Raw genomic sequence first — 16,612 nt, 5'->3', positions numbered from 1 at the left:
TCCGACATTTATCGGCTCCAGGTCGCGGGCAGAGGCATGAGCAAAAAGGTTCTGATTGTAGAAGACGAAATTTTCGTCGCGCTGGAAATCGAACAGATCGTCGAGGATGCCGGTTTCTCGGTCAGCGCCATTGCGGCCGACCGGGAAAGCGCGCTCGTCGCTGCGGCCGATTGCGACATCGCGCTGGTTGACCTCAACCTTCGAGACGGACCGACCGGCCCCTCCATCGGCATGGAGCTTGCCGCGCAATATGGCGTGCGGGTCATCTATGTGACGGCCAACCCGGCCCAGATCGGCGCTGCATCCGAAGCGGCACTGGGGGTCATCACCAAACCGTTCCGTCCGCAGAGCATCGCCGCGACGCTCCGCCTCGTCGCTTCCAATCAAAATGACCTGGAAAGCGCCGAAATATACGGCTTCACGCCTTTTCCGCCACCGTCCGGCTCATGGAACGGGATGGGATCCACAGGCTGACCAGCAAGCCCTCTGGCCGCCAGTCGCGCTGTATCCGTCCGCCCAGCTGCCGTTCGGCGCTTAGTTGCATAAGGCGGGTGCCAAAGCCCTCTTCACCAGACGGTTGGACCCTCGGCCCGCCTTCTTCGCGCCAATCGACGCGGACATCGGCATCCTCGCCCCGCACATCGATATGGATGCGGCCCTGCGGCACGGAGAGCGCGCCATATTTGGCGGCGTTGGTCGCAAGTTCATGGAACAGCAGCGCCAGCGGCGTCGCAGACCGGTCGTCGATGGCAGGATTGTCGCCTGAAAACAGGATGCGGCTCTTGCCCGCGTCATCATAGGGGGCAAAGATCTGCTCCAATATTCCGCGCAGTCCCCCCCGCTGAAGGTCGCCCTGCTCGTCCGCATCATGCGGCCGGACGAAATCATGCGCGCGACCAAGCGCCATGATCCGGGCGCGAAGGTCGTCCGCGACCGCGCGAATTTCCGGGTTCTGACGCGCCGACAGGCCGATCAGGCCCGATATCACCGAAAAGATATTCTTGATCCGGTGTGACAGTTCATGCGCGATGATCTCGCGCTCTTCCATCATCAATTTTTGCTCGTGAATTTCGGTGCAGGTGCCGATCCAGCGCGTGATCCTGCCTTCGTCATCGCGGATCGGCAGCGCCCTGCCCAATGTCCATCGATATTCGCCGCTGCGATGGCGAAGGCGATATTCAATCTCATAAGGCTCGCCGGTTTCAAGCGAATGACGCCAGCGCGGCCAGGCCGCTTCGCGATCGTCCGGGTGGAAATTGCCACTCCAACCCTCACCATCGGTCGATCCGTGGGGAACGCCGGTATATTCATACCAGCGGGCATTATAATAATCGTGATACCCATCGGGCAGCGTCGACCAGACCATCTGCGGCATGGTGTCCGCCAAGGTGCGGAACAGCCGGTCGCTTTCGGCCACCGCCTCGGCGTCCCTGGCCTGCCGAGCGATCACGTCCCGGTCGCGACGCCTTCCCTCCAGTTCCACCATCACCTGATGCGCGAGCAGGGACAGGCCCTGGCGCTGCAACGCCGTCAGATCGTCGCGCGGCTGATCGTCGATGACGCACAGCGCGCCCAGCGGCATGCCTTCGCCGTCCATAAGCGGCGCGCCTGCATAGAAACGGATGTGGGGCGGCCCAGTTACCAGCGCATTGGCGGCGAAGCGGGAGTCCATCTGGGCGTCGGGAACGACGAATATGTCGCTGCCGTGCATCGCATGCGCACAAAAAGAGACGTCGCGCGGCGTTTCTTCCGCATCCAGTCCGGTCCTGGCCAGGAACCGCTGGCGATTATCCTCGACGATGCTCACAAGAGCGATTGGCGCGTTGCAAAGCGCCGCAGCGAAATCGATTATCTGGTCGAGCGTGCGAAAGCCACCGGCGTCCAGATCATAATGCGCCAACAGAGCGGCGCGATCCGTCTCCAGCCCCCGGCCGTCAGCCATCGCTGACCCGTTCGATGTCGGCGCCCACGGCCGACAGCTTTTCCTCCAGCCGCTCATAGCCGCGATCGAGATGATAGACGCGGTTGACCTGCGTCTCTCCCTCTGCCGCCAGTCCGGCAAGGATCAGGCTCATCGAAGCGCGCAGGTCCGTGGCCATGACGGGCGCGCCGACCAGCTTATCGACGCCGCGCACGACTGCGGTGCGCCCGTTTACGCCGATGTCTGCGCCCATGCGTGCCAGTTCCGGCACATGCATATAGCGGTTTTCGAATATGGTTTCGGTCAGCACCGACGCGCCGTCCGCCTTGGTCAGCATCGCCATGAACTGCGCCTGCATATCCGTTGGGAAGGCCGGGAATGGCGCAGTCGATAGCGTCAGGGGCTTTAGCTTGCCATTGGCCGACACCCTGATGCCATCCTTGAGTTCATCGACCTGCACGCCTGCATCGCGCAGGGCGGCCAGGATCGCGTGCATGTCGTCGGCGCATGCGCCCGCCAGTTCCAGCGAGCCGCCAGTGATCGCCGCGGCGCAGGCATAGCTGCCCGCTTCGATCCGGTCGGGCATGACACTGTAGGTTGCGCCATGCAGCCGGTCGCGGCCATGGATCGTGAGTTTATCGGTCCCCACGCCCTCGATATCCGCGCCCATCGCAATCAGCAATTTGCACAGATCGACGATTTCCGGTTCGCGCGCGGCATTTTCCAGAATGCAGGTGCCCTTGGCCAGCACCGCCGCCATCACGGCATTTTCCGTCGCGCCAACCGACACGACAGGGAAGGTGTAGATGCCGCCCGGCAGGCCGCCATCGGGCGCGCTGGCGCGGACATAGCCTGCATTTATCTCGATGATCGCGCCAAAGGCTTCCAATGCCTTCAGGTGCAGGTCGATCGGCCGGTTGCCGATCGCGCAGCCGCCCGGCAAGGAAACCCGGGCTTCGCCCGCGCGCGCCAGTAGCGGACCCAGCACCAGAATCGACGCGCGCATCTTGCGCACGATGTCATAGGGTGCTTCGGTCGAGGTAACCCGGCCCGCGCGCAGGGTCATCACACGTCCGAAATCCTCCGGCCGCGCGCCTTCGATCATCGTCGAAACGCCCAGCTGGTTCAACAGATGCCCGAAGCTGTCGACGTCCGCCAGGCGCGGCAGATTGCGCAGCGTAACCGGCTCGTCGGTCAGCAATGCACAGGGCAGCAGCGTCAGCGCGGCGTTCTTCGCACCGGAAATGGGAAGGCGGCCGCTCAACACTTTGCCGCCGCGAATGATTATGCGGTCCATCGGCTGGGTTCTTAACGTTAATTCCATCCCGCGCAAGGCGGGACAAGGCCAGCGGGGGCCCGGTCGTCACATCCTGAATAGATTGCTGAAACATTTCACCTCCCCCCCCGCGCGATATTGATCGAGTTTAGTGCAGCGCCCGTAAATGCAGCCAAAAGACGCAACGGGCGTTTTGCCATCGTAACGACAATTTTTGAAAAAAGGTGCTTTGGTGGCGACGAGTTGTTTCGCGGAGAGGCTGGCGAAAAACGTAACCCTTTCGGATGCGGAAAGAATTGCGCTGACCAGATTGGAAGAAAACCCACGCAAGGTTAAGCGCGGCGCGATGATCCAGCGGGTCAATGAAACGGTGACGGAATTGTTCGTGCTGCGCGAAGGCCGGGTGATGAGCTTCGTCATCCTCCCCGATGGCAGCCGCCAGATCCTGCGGGTCTATTTCCCCGGGGATTTTATCGGGTCGGCCAGCACCATTTACAGCAAGGCGCCGGAATCGCTGGTGGCCCTGTCCGATGCGATCGTCTGTCCGTTCGACAAGCACGCCCTGCGCCGTCTGCTGGAACAATATCCCCGCGTCGCCGCGCTGCTGTTCCTGCTGTCCAATTCGGAAAAGGTCGCGCTGACCGACCGGCTCGCGTCGCTGGGCCGGACGTCGGCCAAGGCACGTGTCGCATCATTCCTGCTGGACATATTCGACAGGCTGCGCGTCACCGACGACGGGATTACCGACAGCTTCGACCTTCGCCTGACGCAGGAAGAGATTGGCGACGCGATTGGCCTTACCTCCGTTCATGTGAACCGCATGGTGCGTCAGATGGAACAGGAAGGGCTGATCAGCCGATCGAACGGGCGCATCACGCTGCTCGACATCGCCCGGCTGGAAGAGATCGGCCATTATACCAATCGGCACAAGGATATCGATCTGGACTGGATCCCCACGCTGGGTTGCGGGTGACGAAACCGTCCCCCTCATCCCTTCAGGCCAGCAGTTCGACATCCCAATAAAGCCAGTCACGCCAGCTTTCATGCAGATAGTTGGGCGGGAAGGCGCGGCCATGCTCCTGCAATTGCCAGCTGGTGGGGCGGATCGGCGTCACATGCAGCTGCATATGTGCTTCCCTGGGCGTGCGCCCGCCTTTTTTCAGGTTGCAGGGCGAACAGGCGGTCGCGACATTTTCCCAGGTCGTGCGCCCGCCCGCGCGACGTGGAATGACATGGTCGAACGTCAGGTCGCTTTGCGATCCGCAATATTGGCAGGCGAAACGGTCACGCAGAAACAGGTTGAACCGGGTAAAGGCGGGATGTTCGGACTGTTTCACATATTGCTTGAGCGCGATGACCGAAGGGATTTTCATCTGCAGGCTGGGGCTGTGAACTTCCCGTTCATAGCTGGCGACGATGTCCACGCGTTCCAGGAAAACGGCCTTGATAGCTGTTTGCCAAGGCCAAAGGCTCAAGGGATAATAGCTCAACGGCGTATAGTCCGCATTCAGGACCAGTGCCGGACAGTTTTCCGGGTGCCGTATCAGGTCGGGATGGTACATAAGAACCCTCAAACCCCCATTGCCATGCCCTGATTAATCAGGAACGTGACGGCAACATGACAGCATTAACCACCCCGACCCGTCAAGGGCCTGTATGACGCTTTCCCTCCCGCCACAGCATATGGTGACTCGCTTCGCGCCAAGCCCCACCGGCAGGCTCCATATCGGCCATGGCTGGTCAGCCCTGCTGGCCATGGACCTGGCCCGCGCAAATGGCGGCTCGTTTCGCCTTCGGATCGAGGATATCGACGGCACGCGCAGCCGCCCGGAGCATGTCGCGGCGATAATCGACGACCTCAACTGGTTGGGGGTCGCATGGGATGGAGAGATCGTCTTTCAGTCGACCCGGCTGGACGACTATGCAATCGCGCTGACGAACCTGCGCGCTCAGGACCTGCTTTATCCCTGCTTCTGCACCCGCGCCGACATCGCTGGGAGCACGACCGCGCCCCATGGTCCCGAAGGCCCCATCTATCCCGGCACCTGCCGAACCTTGTCCGCCGCCGAACGCACCGAGCGGATCGCTGCCGGGCAATCCCACGCCTGGCGCCTCGACATGGCAAAGGCGGTAGCGCAGACCGGCCCTCTCCACTGGCGAAATCTGCCCTTCCCTCCCGCCGGGACGGATCCGGTCGAAGCCGAAGCCCTGCCAGCCGATCCGCTGAGCGCCGGAGACGTCGTGCTGGCGCGCAAGGACGCACCGGCCAGCTATCATCTTTCCTGCACCCTCGATGATGCCGCGATGGACGTGACCCATGTGCTGCGCGGGGCGGACCTGTTTGCCGCCACCCATATCCACCGGCTGCTTCAGGCGTTGCTCGGCCTGCCATCACCCGTTTACTGCCATCATCCGCTGCTGGTCGGCGCCGATGGCAGGCGGCTTGCCAAGCGGGACGGGTCGATCGCGATCGTGGATTTGCGGGCGCAAGGCGTCGATCCGCAGCGCCTGGCGACCGATCTGCGCAACGCGACCTTTCCGGTTGGCATTTCATTGGCCAAAGCCTAGATTCGCGGCATGAATACAGTTCTTGTCATTGCCCTCATCCTCGCCATGGCCGCGACCCTGTTCGCGCTGATCCGTGGCATCATCGCCTTCCTGCAGGCTTCCAAGGAGCAGCTGAACGCGCCCGACGACGCGCCCAGCACCTCCAGCCTCAAGCAGAACAAGATGATGATGAACCGCATCCTTTTTCAGGCGGCGGCAATCATCATCGTGGCGATCCTGCTGCTCATGAAGGGTAATGGCTGATCCGCTTATGGTGAAGCTCAACAAGATCTACACCCGCACCGGCGACGCAGGCACCACCGGCCTTGTCGATGGATCGCGCCTGCCCAAGCACGCGCCGCGCATGCAGGCAGTGGGCGATGTCGATGAAGCGAACAGCGCAATCGGGCTGGCCATTCTGGCGATCGGCAAGGCACCGGAAGCTGACTGGCTCACTATGGTCCAGAATGACCTGTTCGACCTTGGGGCCGACCTGGCCACGCCCATGCCAGAGGGGGAGGATGAACCCTGGGCACTGCGCATCATCGCCAGCCAGGTGGAGCGACTGGAGGGGCAGATCGATGCGATGAACGCCGATCTGCAACCGCTCGACAGCTTCATCCTGCCCGGCGGATCGGCCGCCGCCGCTGCTGTCCACCTTGCCCGCGCCATCACCCGCCGGGCGGAGCGCAGCGCGACCGCCGCCGCAGCGGAGGTCGCGCTCAATCCGCAGGCGCTCGCCTATCTCAATCGCCTTTCCGACCTGCTGTTCGTTCTCGCGCGCCGTCTGAACGGCAACGGCGCAGGCGACGTCAAATGGGTGCCGGGCGCGTCGCGCTGAACCATTCCCGATATACTTCCCGGGAACATAATTCGCGCTTCATGCGCTTGTTTTTGCAAGTGCAGCACGAACCTATCGGAAGGGGCAAGCATGGCAAAAAGCCGGATGGCGCCGGGGGAAGAAGATCTGGCACCCCGTTACCGGGATGTGCGCGCGTTGAGCGAGGCGCTGGCGGCTGGATTGTCGGACGCGGACGCCACGGCTCAGTCGATGGCCGATGCATCCCCCGCGAAATGGCATCTTGCGCATAGCAGCTGGTTCTTCGAAACCTTCGTGCTGCGCGATCATGCGCCCGATTACCAGCCGTTCGACCCGCGCTTCGCCTATCTGTTCAACAGCTATTATGAAGGCGAAGGGCCGCGCCATGCCCGGCCCCTGCGCGGCCTGCTGACCCGCCCGTCGCTCGACGAAATCCTTCGCTACCGCGCCCATGTTGATGCCGCGCTGCTCGCTGCCATGCCCGAAATGGGGGCGCAGGGGCAGACGCTGGTGGCGCTGGGACTGCACCATGAACAGCAGCATCAGGAATTGCTGTTGACCGATATCCAGCATCTTTTCTCGATCAATCCTCTGGAGCCGGCGCTGTTCGACGCGCCCAGCGGCATGCCCGCGGCGCTGCCCGGTCCCATCCACTGGATCGAGGGGCGCGAGGGGCTGGTGGAGATTGGCGATGATGGCAAGACCGACTTCGCCTTCGATTGCGAGGGCCCCCGGCACAAAGCCCTGCTTCACCCGCACGCGCTGGCCCATCGGCCAGTCACGAACGCCGAATGGATCAGCTTCATCGACGATGGCGGTTATCGGGATCCGGCGCACTGGCTGTCGGACGGATGGGCATGGGTGCAGGCGCAAGGCATCGAGGCGCCGCTTTACTGGCGACAGGAGCCACAGGGCTGGACCCGCTTTGGCCTTGATGGACGCAAGCCCGTCAATCCGGCCGCGCCCGTCTGCCACATCAGCCTGTATGAAGCCGACGCCTATGCCCGGTGGGCTGGCGCGCGGCTGCCGACCGAGGAGGAGTGGGAAAGCGGCGCACAGAATGTCGCGCCCATCAGCGGCAACCAGCTGGACGGCCCCACCTGCCCCCGCCCACAGGCGACCGACGGCGGCGCGTCGCTGACCCGCATGTTCGGCGACGTTTGGGAATGGACCGGCAGCGCCTATCGCCCTTATCCGGGCTTCCAGGCAGATGAAGGCGCGGTCGGCGAATATAACGGCAAGTTCATGTCCGGCCAGTTCGTGCTGAAGGGCGGCAGCTGCGCCACTCCGCGTGGGCATGTCCGCGCGAGCTATCGCAATTTCTTCTATCCGCATCAGCGCTGGCAATTTACCGGGCTGCGGCTGGCCAAAGATCTTTAACGGATGGTGATGACCCGAGAAGCGCTCTCGCCCCTGCCCGCCGTGGACCCGGCCTTTCGCCGCGACATAATCGAAGGGCTTTCCGGCTTTCCCAAGGCCACCCCGCCCATCTGGTTCTACGACAAGCGCGGCTCTGAATTGTTCGAGGCGATCGCCGACCTGCCTGAATATTATCCCACCCGGACCGAAACGGCCTTGTTGCAGCGTTACGGACCGGAATTTGCCACGGCTGTCGGGCCAGACCGCGCCGTCATAGAATTTGGCGCGGGCAGCGCGCGCAAGACGCCCCATCTGCTGCGCGCGATCGACCCCGCCGCCTATGTGCCGATCGACATCAGCGGCGAATTCCTCCACGCCAGCAGCGCCGCGCTTGCCTCCGTCTTTCCGGGCCTGCCGGTGCTGCCGCTGGTGGGGGATTTCAACGCCGACCTTGCATTGCCCGCGGGGGTGGAAGGCCTGCCTCGCCTCGGCTTTTTCCCAGGATCGACCATCGGCAATCTGGAGCCTGCCGGCGCGGTCGATCTTTTGCGCGCCATGCGGCGGTTGCTGGGCGATGACTCGCTGCTGCTGATCGGGATGGACCGGATCAAGGATCCCGACCGGCTGATCGCCGCCTATGATGACGCGGCTGGCGTGACGGCGGCCTTCAACCTCAACCTTCTGACCCGCATCAATCGTGAGCTGGATGGCGACATGCCGCTTGATGGCTTTGCGCACCGGGCCATATGGAACGATGAAAAGGCACGCATCGAAATGCATCTGGAGGCGCTGCGGCCGCTTCATTTCCATGTCGCGGGCCGCCACTTCGAAATGGAGGCGGGAGAGACGATCCATAGCGAAAGCAGCCACAAATATGGGCCGCGCGACGAACGGTTGCTGCTACGCGCGGGCGGCTGGGATCCGATCCGTCAATGGTCCGACGCAGAAGGCCTGTTTTCGCTGATCCTGGCGTCGGCCGCCTGACGCCTTGCCCTCACTTCCTCGTCAGTTCTTCACCGTCGCCGACCAGGTCGTGATCCAGTGCCATGCGCCGCGGCATCCCCCCATCGCGCGCGCCTGGACCAGGCGGAAACGCGTGCCGTCCCAGACATAGGACTCGCTGCTGCCGCAATCGCCCAGTCCCCTGCCCTTGGCGTAGCTTTCCAGCGCGGAGCTTTCCGGCGACCATGACGCATTGACCAGCATCGGGTGCGCCGCATCCTCGCTCCAGCCCGGCTGATAGTCAAAGGCCGCAAAGCGGAAGCTGCGCCTGCCCGCAATGCCTGACGCAATCACCGGAACGGCGGAAAAATTATAGGCGCCCGCCCCGCAGGGGACGAGTATCAGCGTCTCCGTTTTCGACAAGCGGTGCAGCTGGGGAGGCGATGCATCGCGCATCTCTTCGGCGCAACCGGTCAACTTGCCCAGCGCCGTCAGTTCTTCCCGCCACAAGGTGACCGGCGCGGGGCCGCTGGGGATAGGCGCGCGCTGAACCGACACAATCGGTGGAGCCGGACGAACGGCGCTGCGGGAAAGCGGACCGGTGGCGACCAACGCCGCCATCGTGCCCGCGCGCCCTTGCCGCGCATCCATGTATCGCATCGCCGCCGCCGCTCCGGCAAGCGATGGCCGCGCTATCAGCACGCCAGCCGAACGCACCTCCATCGTCATGCCGCGCGCCATCGCAACTGCAAGCGCCGCCGCCTGTGGCCCTTGCAACAGGGCTTCTCCATCCTGACTGGCGGCGGTCGCGATTTTGCGGCCATCGACGAAAAAGCTCAGCTCCTCCGTTCCCTTCGCATCGCGGCTCACCCAGATTTCCGGCTCGGCCCGCCCGCCAGCATCGCGCTGAATGCCCAGCATGACAGGTTCGTCCGGCCATTCGCCGCCTTCAGGCAGCAGCGACACGGCCTCGCACCGGGCGCGATTGTCGCAGCCGGTGGTCCAGTCCTTGTATGTTTCCAAAATGCCGGGCGTTGGCGCCTGAGCATGCGCCAGACCAGTGATTGCCGACAGCATCGCTGCCAGCGCGACTATGCGTTTCGCCCCCATGGGGTTAACTATAACTTAACGCATAGGGCAGCGATAGACCGTTTGTTGCGAAGCCGGAATGTCGGCGCGCGGGCGGTGGTTGGCTTGGCGCTCCACCTCAGCCCTATCACCAAGGAAAAAGGCCGGCGTCCTGCGACACCGGCCCTTTCATCAAGCCGCCTTGGCCCGCGACATGCGCTTACGCTCATTGGGATCGAGGTAGCGCTTGCGCAGACGGATGCTCTTGGGCGTCACTTCGACCAGTTCGTCATCGTCGATATAGGCGATCGCCTGTTCCAGCGTCATTTTCCACGGCGGGGTCAGGCGGACGGCGTCGTCCTTGCCCGAAGCGCGGAAGTTGGTCAGCGCCTTCGACTTCATCGGATTGACTTCAAGATCTTCGGTCTTGGCGTTTTCACCAATGATCATGCCTTCGTAGAGCGCTTCGCCCACGCCCACCATCAGCACGCCGCGTTCTTCGAGCGGACCCAGCGCATAGGCGTTCGCCTCGCCCGATCCGTTGGAGATCAGCACGCCGTTCTTGCGGCCTTCGATCTTGCCCTTGTGGGGGCCGTATTTCTCGAACAGGCGGTTCATGATGCCGGTGCCGCGCGTGTCGGACAGGAATTCGCCATGATAGCCGATCAGGCCGCGCGAGGGTGCGGAGAAGGTGATGCGGGTCTTGCCGCCGCCCGAAGGACGCATGTCCGTCATCTCTGCCTTGCGCAGGTTCATCTTCTCGACGACCGTGCCGGAAAACTCGTCATCGACGTCGATCATGACGGTTTCATAGGGCTCGGTCCGGTTGCCCTCTTCATCGGTGCCGAACAGCACGCGCGGACGGCTGATGCCGAGTTCAAAGCCTTCGCGGCGCATCGTTTCGATGAGCACGCCAAGCTGGAGTTCGCCACGCCCGGCGACTTCGAAGCTGTCCTTGTCCTCGCTCTCGGTCACCTTGATGGCGACGTTGGATTCCGCTTCACGTTCCAGACGGTCGCGAATCATGCGGCTCGTCACCTTGCTGCCTTCGCGGCCTGCCATGGGCGAATCATTCACGGCAAAGCGCATCGACAGCGTCGGCGGGTCAATCGGCTGCGCCTGGATCGGTTCGCTGACGGATGTGTCGGCAATGGTGTTCGCCACGGTCGCGACGGCAAGGCCGGCCAGCGAGATGATGTCGCCCGCCTGCGCTTCATCGACGGGCACGCGGTCAAGGCCGCGGAAGGCCATGATCTTCGACGCGCGGCCGGTTTCGATCACATTGCCGTCCATGTCGAGCGCGTGGATCGCCTGATTGGCGCGCACCTTGCCGCTGGTCACGCGGCCGGTCAGCACGCGGCCAAGGAAGTTGTCGCGATCCAGCAGCGTCACAAGGAAGGTGAAGGGCGCATCGACGTCCAGCGACGGCGGCGGCACATGATCGACGATCTTCTGGAACAGCGGGACCAGCGTGCCCGAACGCAGCGATGCGTCCTCATTGGCATAGCCGTTGCGGCCCGATGCGTAGAGGACGGGGAAGTCGAGCTGCTCGTCGGTCGCGTCGAGCGATACGAACAGGTCGAATACCTCGTCCAGCACTTCCTGAATGCGCTCGTCGGGGCGATCGACCTTGTTGACGACGACGATCGGGCGCAGGCCCAGCGCCAGCGCCTTGCCGGTCACGAACTTGGTCTGCGGCATCGCGCCTTCCGACGAATCGACCAGCAGGACGACGCCGTCGACCATTGAAAGGATGCGCTCCACTTCCCCGCCGAAATCGGCGTGGCCGGGGGTATCGACGATGTTGATGCGCACGGCTTCACCGCCACCGGGGGGCGTCCACTCGACCGACGTCGGCTTCGCCAGGATGGTGATGCCGCGTTCCTTTTCCAGGTCGTTCGAGTCCATCGCGCGTTCTTCAACGCGCTGATTGTCTCGGAAAGTGCCGGACTGGCGGAACAGCTGATCCACGAGTGTGGTCTTGCCATGGTCAACGTGCGCGATGATCGCGATATTACGCAGGGACATGTCTTGCCTTTGGGATATATATTTTCCCGGCCGGCACCGTGCCTGACCAGAGTATCGGGCGCGCCCCTACAGGAAATGACGCGCTGCGGCAAGGCGGGACGACGCTGTCCGCATTTGCATCGGCCGGAACGGTTGCTCATATTCCGGATTGAAGAGCAACTGTTATAGTCACATATAACAGCTTGAAGGAGACGTTATGGCCAGCAGCGCGACCACCACGACGACCGCCGACACGCTCAACCTCACGCCGCCCGACCCGGTGCCCCCGGTTTCGGTCGAGAAGGCAGCGGGACTGGTCCCGCTCGAGGAGGAAAAAAGGTCGAAGCTCGACGCGAAGGTCGATGCCTTCGTCGATGACCTGGTGGCGCAGGATCCCAACTCCCCGGAATTCGGGCAGCGCGTCGATCAACTGACCAACATGGGCCGCAAGGAAATCGCCGACGCCGCGGGCCATTCAAACCGCTTTCTCGATCGTCCCGTTCGCGCGATGGACAGCGACAACAAAGTCGGCGCCGACCTCGCGCAGCTACGCCGCACGGTCGAGGATCTCGATCCCGGCAAGCGCGGCAACCTGACCGCTCCCAGGAAGCTGTTCGGGCTCATCCCGTTCGGCAATCGGATGCGGAATTATTTCGACAGCTACAAGAGCGCGCAGGGGCACATCAATTCGATCCTCGGCTCACTGGCGAGCGGCAAAGATGTGCTGATCAAGGATAACGCCGCCATCGATGTGGAGCGGCAGAATATGTGGGCGACGATGGGCCGCCTGGAGCAGATGATCCATATCTCCAAAACGCTCGACGCCCGGCTGGAGGCAAAGGCGCTGGAACTGGATTCCATCGATCCGGCCAAGGCGAAGGCGATCCGGGAAAGCGCGCTCTTTTACATTCGCCAGCGCAGCCAGGACCTGCTGACGCAAATGGCGGTGACGGTGCAGGGCTATCTGGCGCTCGACCTCGTCAAGAAGAACAATGTCGAACTGGTGAAGGGCGTCGATCGGGCCAGCACCACGACCGTCGCGGCGCTGCGCACCGCCGTTACCGTGGCGCAGGCGCTCGCGGGGCAACGCCTCGTCCTCGAACAGATCAGTGCGCTCAACACGACGACGGCAAACATGATCGATTCGACCGGCGAGATGCTCAAGAGCCAGACCGCACAGATCCATGAACAGGCCGCGTCCAGCACCATTCCCATGGAAACATTGCAGCGCGCCTTCCAGAATATCTACGACACGATGGACAGCATCGACACCTTCAAGGCGAAGGCGCTGGAAAACATGAAGACGACGGTCAATTCCCTGTCCAGCGAGGTGGAGAAGTCCAAGGGCTATATCGCCCGCGCCGAAGGCCAGGCCCAGGCCGCAAGCGAGGCGCGAGCAGACAACCCGCTGTTGAGCGCGCTTGAGGCATGAAGATGATGGCCGCGCCCGTGTCACGCAGACCGTCATGAGCCGTTCCGACCGCGTCCTCGCCGATGCGGAGGCTGTCCTCCGCCGCCATGGCCAGCGCGGACGCAGCCTGTCGGCCCGCGCGCGGCAACGGCGCAACGCAGCGCTGATGCGGAAGCTGAAATATGCCTTCTGGGCGATGGCGGCGGTCCTGATCGCCGCCACGGTCGCGGGCTTCATCCTGCCGCTGGGCACGACAGGCGTGATGGTTGCGCTGGGCATCATGATCGCGGCGCTGCTGCTGATCGCCGTCATTCCCACCGAACCGCGCGTGCGGACCACGACGCTGGCGGCCACGCCCCTCCCCGCGCTTCCGCTCCAGACCGAAATCTGGCTCGACAGCCAGCGCAAGGCCCTGCCGCCGCCCGCCGTTACGCTGGCCGACAGCATCGGCGTCAAGCTGGAGACGATTGCGCCCCAGCTTGAACGGCTGAACGAGCAGGAACCAGCGGCGCAGGAGATTCGCAAGCTGCTGTCCGATCATCTGCCTGAACTCGTCACCGGTTATGAATCCATTCCCGCCCCGCTCCGCCGCGAGGAGCGCAATGGACGCATCCCCGAGCAACAACTGGTCGAAGGGCTGGGCGTTATCGACAAGGAACTGGCCCGGATCAGCGAGACGCTGGCCAGCGGCGACATCGACAAGCTGGCGGTGCAGAACCGCTTCCTTGAGCTCAAATATCAGGAGGCGAAGGAACTGGGCCGCTAGCCCATCCGTCCCCCACCATGATCCACCTGACGCTGATCATCGTCGATTTCCTGACCGGGCTGCTGGCGGCGGGCGCCTGGGCGCTGGCGTCGGCAGGCGGCGCGATTGCCGCGCTGATCGGCGGCGGGCTGGTTGGTGCATCGCTGTTCAGAAGATGGCGCCGTCGCGGCTGAACGTCATGCGCCGCGGATCAATCTTTCCATCGCATCGTCGGCCAGGGGTTGGCTGAACTGAATGCCGAAGCGCTTGCCCTGCGCCCACATCACCCGACCACTGGCTTCCATGCCCATAGCCTCGACAGTCACATAGGCGCCCGGCGTAAGCGAGGTTTCGCAATGAGCCAGCGCGCCCGCCGTCGACAGATCGAGAAAGTGGCCGCGCATTTCAATGCCGCCCATACGCAACGTGACCGGGCCGAACATCTTGTGCCTGGCAGTATGCCGCCGCTGCTCGGCGTTAACCGCCGGGGTTCTGCTTTGATCGATCATATCGAGCCGCTCCCACAGGCCATTCAATCATGAAAAGGTCAATGCGATCCACAGAATCATGGTTAACGCGCCATTAGCTGCGTTTTGCGCCGGGGAAACCACTAATTTAAGTTAAGTTTCGTTTCTGAGAGCGCAGGGGACGATACTTTCCGGCGCGGGCCGGGCCGTTATCCGGCGAAAGCGCGCGAAATATCCGCCCGCGGTAGGCTTGGGAACCAGTTCCTCCAGCCGGAAGCCCATTGCCGCAAGCTCGCAGGTCAACAGGCGCGGTGGCGTGCCATGCTGATCGGTCGGCCGATCCGCATCCACCACGATCAGTTCGCCATCGGCCTTCAGCGCCGGGCTCAAATGCCACAGAAAGGCGTAAGGCTCGGCGATTTCATGGTACATATGGACCATCAGGATGCGGTCGAAGCTGTTTTCGGGGAGGCGTGGGTCCTCCGGCGCGCCAAGCCGCACGCTGACATTGCGCCAGTCTTCGCGGGTGATGCGACGGGACAGCGCCTCGATCACCTCGGGCATGATGTCTTCGGCAAGAACCCGCCCGCTGGGGCCCACGCGCTTGGCGAGGCGCACGGTATAATAGCCTTCGCCCGCACCGATATCGGCCACGGTCATGCCGGGCTTGATGCCGGCCCGATCCATGATGTCGTCTGCTTCATTGACCCGGTCGCGGGCCTCCTCGCTGGACCAGCGCGTCGATACGATCGGGGCGACTGGCCGGTCGGCACGCGGAAAATCGCGTGCAGCCACAGGCCGGTCTTCATTCCTGTCGGGTGACAACAGGCCGCAGCCCGCCAGCAGGAGCAATGATCCCGCCAGCGCCAGCGCCTTCATCAATCGACATCCTCCACATCGACCTTTTCGCCCGTCACCTTTTGCGACAGGGCAGCCGCCATGAATGGGTCGAGCGCGCCGTCCAGCACATCATCTGGCGAGGTGGAGGTGACGCCGGTACGCAGGTCCTTCACCAGCTGATAGGGTTGCAGCACATAGGAACGGATCTGATGGCCCCAGCCGATCTCGGTCTTGGCCTGATACTCGCCCGACGCGACAGCCTCCCGCTTCTGCAACTCCGCTTCATACAGGCGCGCTTTCAGCATGTTCATCGCGGTCGCGCGGTTCTTGTGCTGCGACCGGTCATTCTGCGAAGCAACGATGATACCGGACGGAATGTGGGTAATTCGGACCGCTGAGTCCGTGGTGTTGACGTGCTGACCGCCAGCACCCGACGCGCGATAGGTGTCGATCTTCAGATCGCCTTCATTCACCTCGATCTCGATATTGTCGTCAATGACCGGATAGACCCAGACCGACGAGAAGCTGGTGTGCCGCCGCGCCGAACTGTCATAGGGGCTGATGCGCACCAGCCGGTGCACGCCGCTCTCCGTCTTGGCATAGCCATAGGCATTCTCGCCCTTGAACAGGAAGGTGGCCGATTTGATGCCCGCCTGGTCGCCCGCCTGATAATCGACCAGCTCCACCTTGTAGCCGCGCCGCTCAGCCCAACGGCGGTACATGCGGCTCAGCATCTCCGCCCAGTCCTGGCTTTCGGTGCCGCCCGCGCCCGCATGGATTTCCAGATAAGTGTCGCTGGCGTCCGCTTCGCCTGCCAGCAACGCCTTGATCTTGTCCTCATCCGCCCGGTCAGCCAGCGCCTTCAGCGACGCGATGGCTTCGGTGACCATATCCTCGTCGCCTTCGGCCTCGGCCATTTCGATGAGTTCGGCGGTGTCGGTCTTCTCGCTGTCGATCGCACGGGTCGCGCCGATGGCGGCGTCCAGCCGCGTGCGCTCGCGCATCACTTCCTGCGCCTTTTTCTGGTCGTCCCACAGCGTCGGATCCTCGACGCGCGCGTTCAGCTCGTCCAGGCGACGAAGGGCGCGGTCCCAATCCAGAAAACGGCGCAACAGGTCCAGCGCGGCGTCGATGCGGTCGATATATTGCTGCGCTTCGGCGCGCATGAGAACTCTCCAGAAAATTCGGGGCGCCTCCCCCCTGTCCGCC

18 protein-coding genes are annotated in these 16,612 nt (G+C 63.3%); 10 read left to right on the top strand and 8 right to left on the bottom strand.

Annotation, left to right across the window (positions count from 1 at the left end; all coding sequences use genetic code 11):
* The first annotated feature begins 36 nt into the window (after nt 1–36).
* Nucleotides 37–474 (top strand): response regulator, encoded by a 438-nt coding sequence (locus tag K663_RS03115; RefSeq protein ID WP_062113936.1) that lies wholly within the window; start codon nt 37–39, stop codon nt 472–474.
* Here the strand turns inward: K663_RS03115 and K663_RS03110 are convergent.
* Both K663_RS03110 and murA read right to left on the bottom strand, forming a co-directional pair.
* A complete protein-coding gene (locus K663_RS03110; protein WP_062113933.1) occupies nt 419–1,942 on the bottom strand; it encodes a PAS domain-containing protein in 1,524 nt (507 codons plus the stop codon). The genes K663_RS03115 and K663_RS03110 overlap by 56 nt on opposite strands.
* On the bottom strand, nt 1,935–3,218 hold the full coding sequence (gene murA, locus K663_RS03105; protein WP_062113930.1) for a UDP-N-acetylglucosamine 1-carboxyvinyltransferase: 1,284 nt from the start codon (nt 3,216–3,218) through the stop codon (nt 1,935–1,937). The genes K663_RS03110 and murA overlap by 8 nt, the downstream gene beginning before the upstream one ends.
* Nucleotides 3,219–3,426: 208 nt before the next feature.
* On the opposite strand from murA, the gene K663_RS03100 reads away from it, so the two are divergent.
* The gene (locus K663_RS03100; protein WP_062113928.1) at nt 3,427–4,170 is read left to right on the top strand and encodes a Crp/Fnr family transcriptional regulator; all 744 of its coding nucleotides are present in this window, start codon (nt 3,427–3,429) and stop codon (nt 4,168–4,170) included.
* Nucleotides 4,171–4,192: 22 nt separating this feature from the next.
* On the opposite strand, the gene K663_RS03095 is transcribed toward K663_RS03100, so the two are convergent.
* Complete coding sequence (locus tag K663_RS03095) at nt 4,193–4,759, bottom strand: HNH endonuclease (protein ID WP_037467746.1); 567 nt, start codon at nt 4,757–4,759, stop codon at nt 4,193–4,195.
* Between the two features lie 94 nt (nt 4,760–4,853).
* Between K663_RS03095 and gluQRS the strand changes: the two genes are divergently transcribed.
* From gluQRS to egtD, 5 genes are all read left to right on the top strand, one after another.
* Complete coding sequence (gene gluQRS / locus K663_RS03090; protein WP_083535816.1) at nt 4,854–5,765, top strand: tRNA glutamyl-Q(34) synthetase GluQRS; 912 nt, start codon at nt 4,854–4,856, stop codon at nt 5,763–5,765.
* Between the two features lie 9 nt (nt 5,766–5,774).
* Entirely contained in the window at nt 5,775–6,008 is a 234-nt protein-coding gene (locus K663_RS03085) for a twin transmembrane helix small protein (protein WP_062113922.1), read from the top strand.
* 7 nt (nt 6,009–6,015) lie between these two features.
* Complete coding sequence (locus tag K663_RS03080) at nt 6,016–6,585, top strand: cob(I)yrinic acid a,c-diamide adenosyltransferase (protein ID WP_062120218.1); 570 nt, start codon at nt 6,016–6,018, stop codon at nt 6,583–6,585.
* A gap of 90 nt (nt 6,586–6,675) precedes the next feature.
* Nucleotides 6,676–7,944 (top strand): ergothioneine biosynthesis protein EgtB, encoded by a 1,269-nt coding sequence (gene egtB / locus K663_RS03075; RefSeq protein ID WP_062113919.1) that lies wholly within the window; start codon nt 6,676–6,678, stop codon nt 7,942–7,944.
* A 3-nt stretch (nt 7,945–7,947) separates the two neighbouring features.
* Nucleotides 7,948–8,907, top strand: coding sequence for an L-histidine N(alpha)-methyltransferase (egtD, locus tag K663_RS03070; protein WP_062113916.1), 960 nt, complete (start codon nt 7,948–7,950; stop codon nt 8,905–8,907).
* Nucleotides 8,908–8,928: 21 nt separating this feature from the next.
* On the opposite strand, the gene K663_RS03065 is transcribed toward egtD, so the two are convergent.
* Together K663_RS03065 and typA are read right to left on the bottom strand one after the other, a co-directional pair.
* Nucleotides 8,929–9,975, bottom strand: coding sequence for a DUF1176 domain-containing protein (locus K663_RS03065; RefSeq protein ID WP_062113913.1), 1,047 nt, complete (start codon nt 9,973–9,975; stop codon nt 8,929–8,931).
* 150 nt (nt 9,976–10,125) lie between these two features.
* On the bottom strand, nt 10,126–11,961 hold the full coding sequence (typA, locus tag K663_RS03060) for a translational GTPase TypA (protein WP_062113910.1): 1,836 nt from the start codon (nt 11,959–11,961) through the stop codon (nt 10,126–10,128).
* Between the two features lie 196 nt (nt 11,962–12,157).
* On the opposite strand from typA, the gene K663_RS03055 reads away from it, so the two are divergent.
* From K663_RS03055 to K663_RS24590, 3 genes are read left to right on the top strand one after another with little or no spacing between them, the layout of a single operon-like run.
* Nucleotides 12,158–13,372 carry a toxic anion resistance protein gene (locus K663_RS03055; protein ID WP_062113906.1) on the top strand — a complete coding sequence of 405 codons (1,215 nt, stop codon included), beginning with the start codon at nt 12,158–12,160 and terminating at the stop codon, nt 13,370–13,372.
* Between the two features lie 34 nt (nt 13,373–13,406).
* The gene (locus tag K663_RS03050; protein ID WP_062120209.1) at nt 13,407–14,117 is read left to right on the top strand and encodes a hypothetical protein; all 711 of its coding nucleotides are present in this window, start codon (nt 13,407–13,409) and stop codon (nt 14,115–14,117) included.
* Between the two features lie 17 nt (nt 14,118–14,134).
* A complete protein-coding gene (locus tag K663_RS24590; RefSeq protein WP_201026667.1) occupies nt 14,135–14,290 on the top strand; it encodes a hypothetical protein in 156 nt (51 codons plus the stop codon).
* 3 nt (nt 14,291–14,293) lie between these two features.
* On the opposite strand, the gene K663_RS03045 is transcribed toward K663_RS24590, so the two are convergent.
* The 3 genes from K663_RS03045 to prfB form a co-directional block, all read right to left on the bottom strand.
* Nucleotides 14,294–14,605, bottom strand: a complete 312-nt coding sequence (locus K663_RS03045; RefSeq protein ID WP_062113897.1) for a PilZ domain-containing protein — start codon at nt 14,603–14,605, stop codon at nt 14,294–14,296.
* Nucleotides 14,606–14,716: 111 nt separating this feature from the next.
* Complete coding sequence (locus tag K663_RS03040) at nt 14,717–15,442, bottom strand: class I SAM-dependent methyltransferase (protein WP_062113895.1); 726 nt, start codon at nt 15,440–15,442, stop codon at nt 14,717–14,719.
* Nucleotides 15,442–16,569 (bottom strand): peptide chain release factor 2, encoded by a 1,128-nt coding sequence (gene prfB, locus K663_RS03035; RefSeq protein ID WP_062113893.1) that lies wholly within the window; start codon nt 16,567–16,569, stop codon nt 15,442–15,444. The genes K663_RS03040 and prfB overlap by 1 nt, the downstream gene beginning before the upstream one ends.
* Nucleotides 16,570–16,612: the final 43 nt, after the last annotated feature.

The sequence above is a fragment of the Sphingobium sp. MI1205 genome, from assembly GCF_001563285.1.
Taxonomy (GTDB): Bacteria; Pseudomonadota; Alphaproteobacteria; order Sphingomonadales; family Sphingomonadaceae; genus Sphingobium.
Note: the sequence above shows the minus strand (reverse complement) of the source record. Positions and strands in the feature narration are given on the sequence as shown.

Bases quoted from the DNA above. Each gene is read 5' to 3' on its own strand.
- K663_RS03115 (WP_062113936.1), top strand. From the start codon at position 37: ATGAGCAAAAAGGTTCTGATTGTAGAAGACGAAATTTTCGTCGCGCTG.
- K663_RS03110 (WP_062113933.1), bottom strand. From the start codon at position 1,942: ATGGCTGACGGCCGGGGGCTGGAGACGGATCGCGCCGCTCTGTTGGCG.
- murA (WP_062113930.1), bottom strand. From the start codon at position 3,218: ATGGACCGCATAATCATTCGCGGCGGCAAAGTGTTGAGCGGCCGCCTT.
- K663_RS03095 (WP_037467746.1), bottom strand. From the start codon at position 4,759: ATGTACCATCCCGACCTGATACGGCACCCGGAAAACTGTCCGGCACTG.
- gluQRS (WP_083535816.1), top strand. From the start codon at position 4,854: ATGACGCTTTCCCTCCCGCCACAGCATATGGTGACTCGCTTCGCGCCA.
- K663_RS03085 (WP_062113922.1), top strand. From the start codon at position 5,775: ATGAATACAGTTCTTGTCATTGCCCTCATCCTCGCCATGGCCGCGACC.
- K663_RS03080 (WP_062120218.1), top strand. From the start codon at position 6,016: ATGGTGAAGCTCAACAAGATCTACACCCGCACCGGCGACGCAGGCACC.
- egtB (WP_062113919.1), top strand. From the start codon at position 6,676: ATGGCAAAAAGCCGGATGGCGCCGGGGGAAGAAGATCTGGCACCCCGT.
- egtD (WP_062113916.1), top strand. From the start codon at position 7,948: ATGGTGATGACCCGAGAAGCGCTCTCGCCCCTGCCCGCCGTGGACCCG.
- K663_RS03065 (WP_062113913.1), bottom strand. From the start codon at position 9,975: ATGGGGGCGAAACGCATAGTCGCGCTGGCAGCGATGCTGTCGGCAATC.
- typA (WP_062113910.1), bottom strand. From the start codon at position 11,961: ATGTCCCTGCGTAATATCGCGATCATCGCGCACGTTGACCATGGCAAG.
- K663_RS03055 (WP_062113906.1), top strand. From the start codon at position 12,158: ATGGCCAGCAGCGCGACCACCACGACGACCGCCGACACGCTCAACCTC.
- K663_RS03050 (WP_062120209.1), top strand. From the start codon at position 13,407: ATGAGCCGTTCCGACCGCGTCCTCGCCGATGCGGAGGCTGTCCTCCGC.
- K663_RS24590 (WP_201026667.1), top strand. From the start codon at position 14,135: ATGATCCACCTGACGCTGATCATCGTCGATTTCCTGACCGGGCTGCTG.
- K663_RS03045 (WP_062113897.1), bottom strand. From the start codon at position 14,605: ATGATCGATCAAAGCAGAACCCCGGCGGTTAACGCCGAGCAGCGGCGG.
- K663_RS03040 (WP_062113895.1), bottom strand. From the start codon at position 15,442: ATGAAGGCGCTGGCGCTGGCGGGATCATTGCTCCTGCTGGCGGGCTGC.
- prfB (WP_062113893.1), bottom strand. From the start codon at position 16,569: ATGCGCGCCGAAGCGCAGCAATATATCGACCGCATCGACGCCGCGCTG.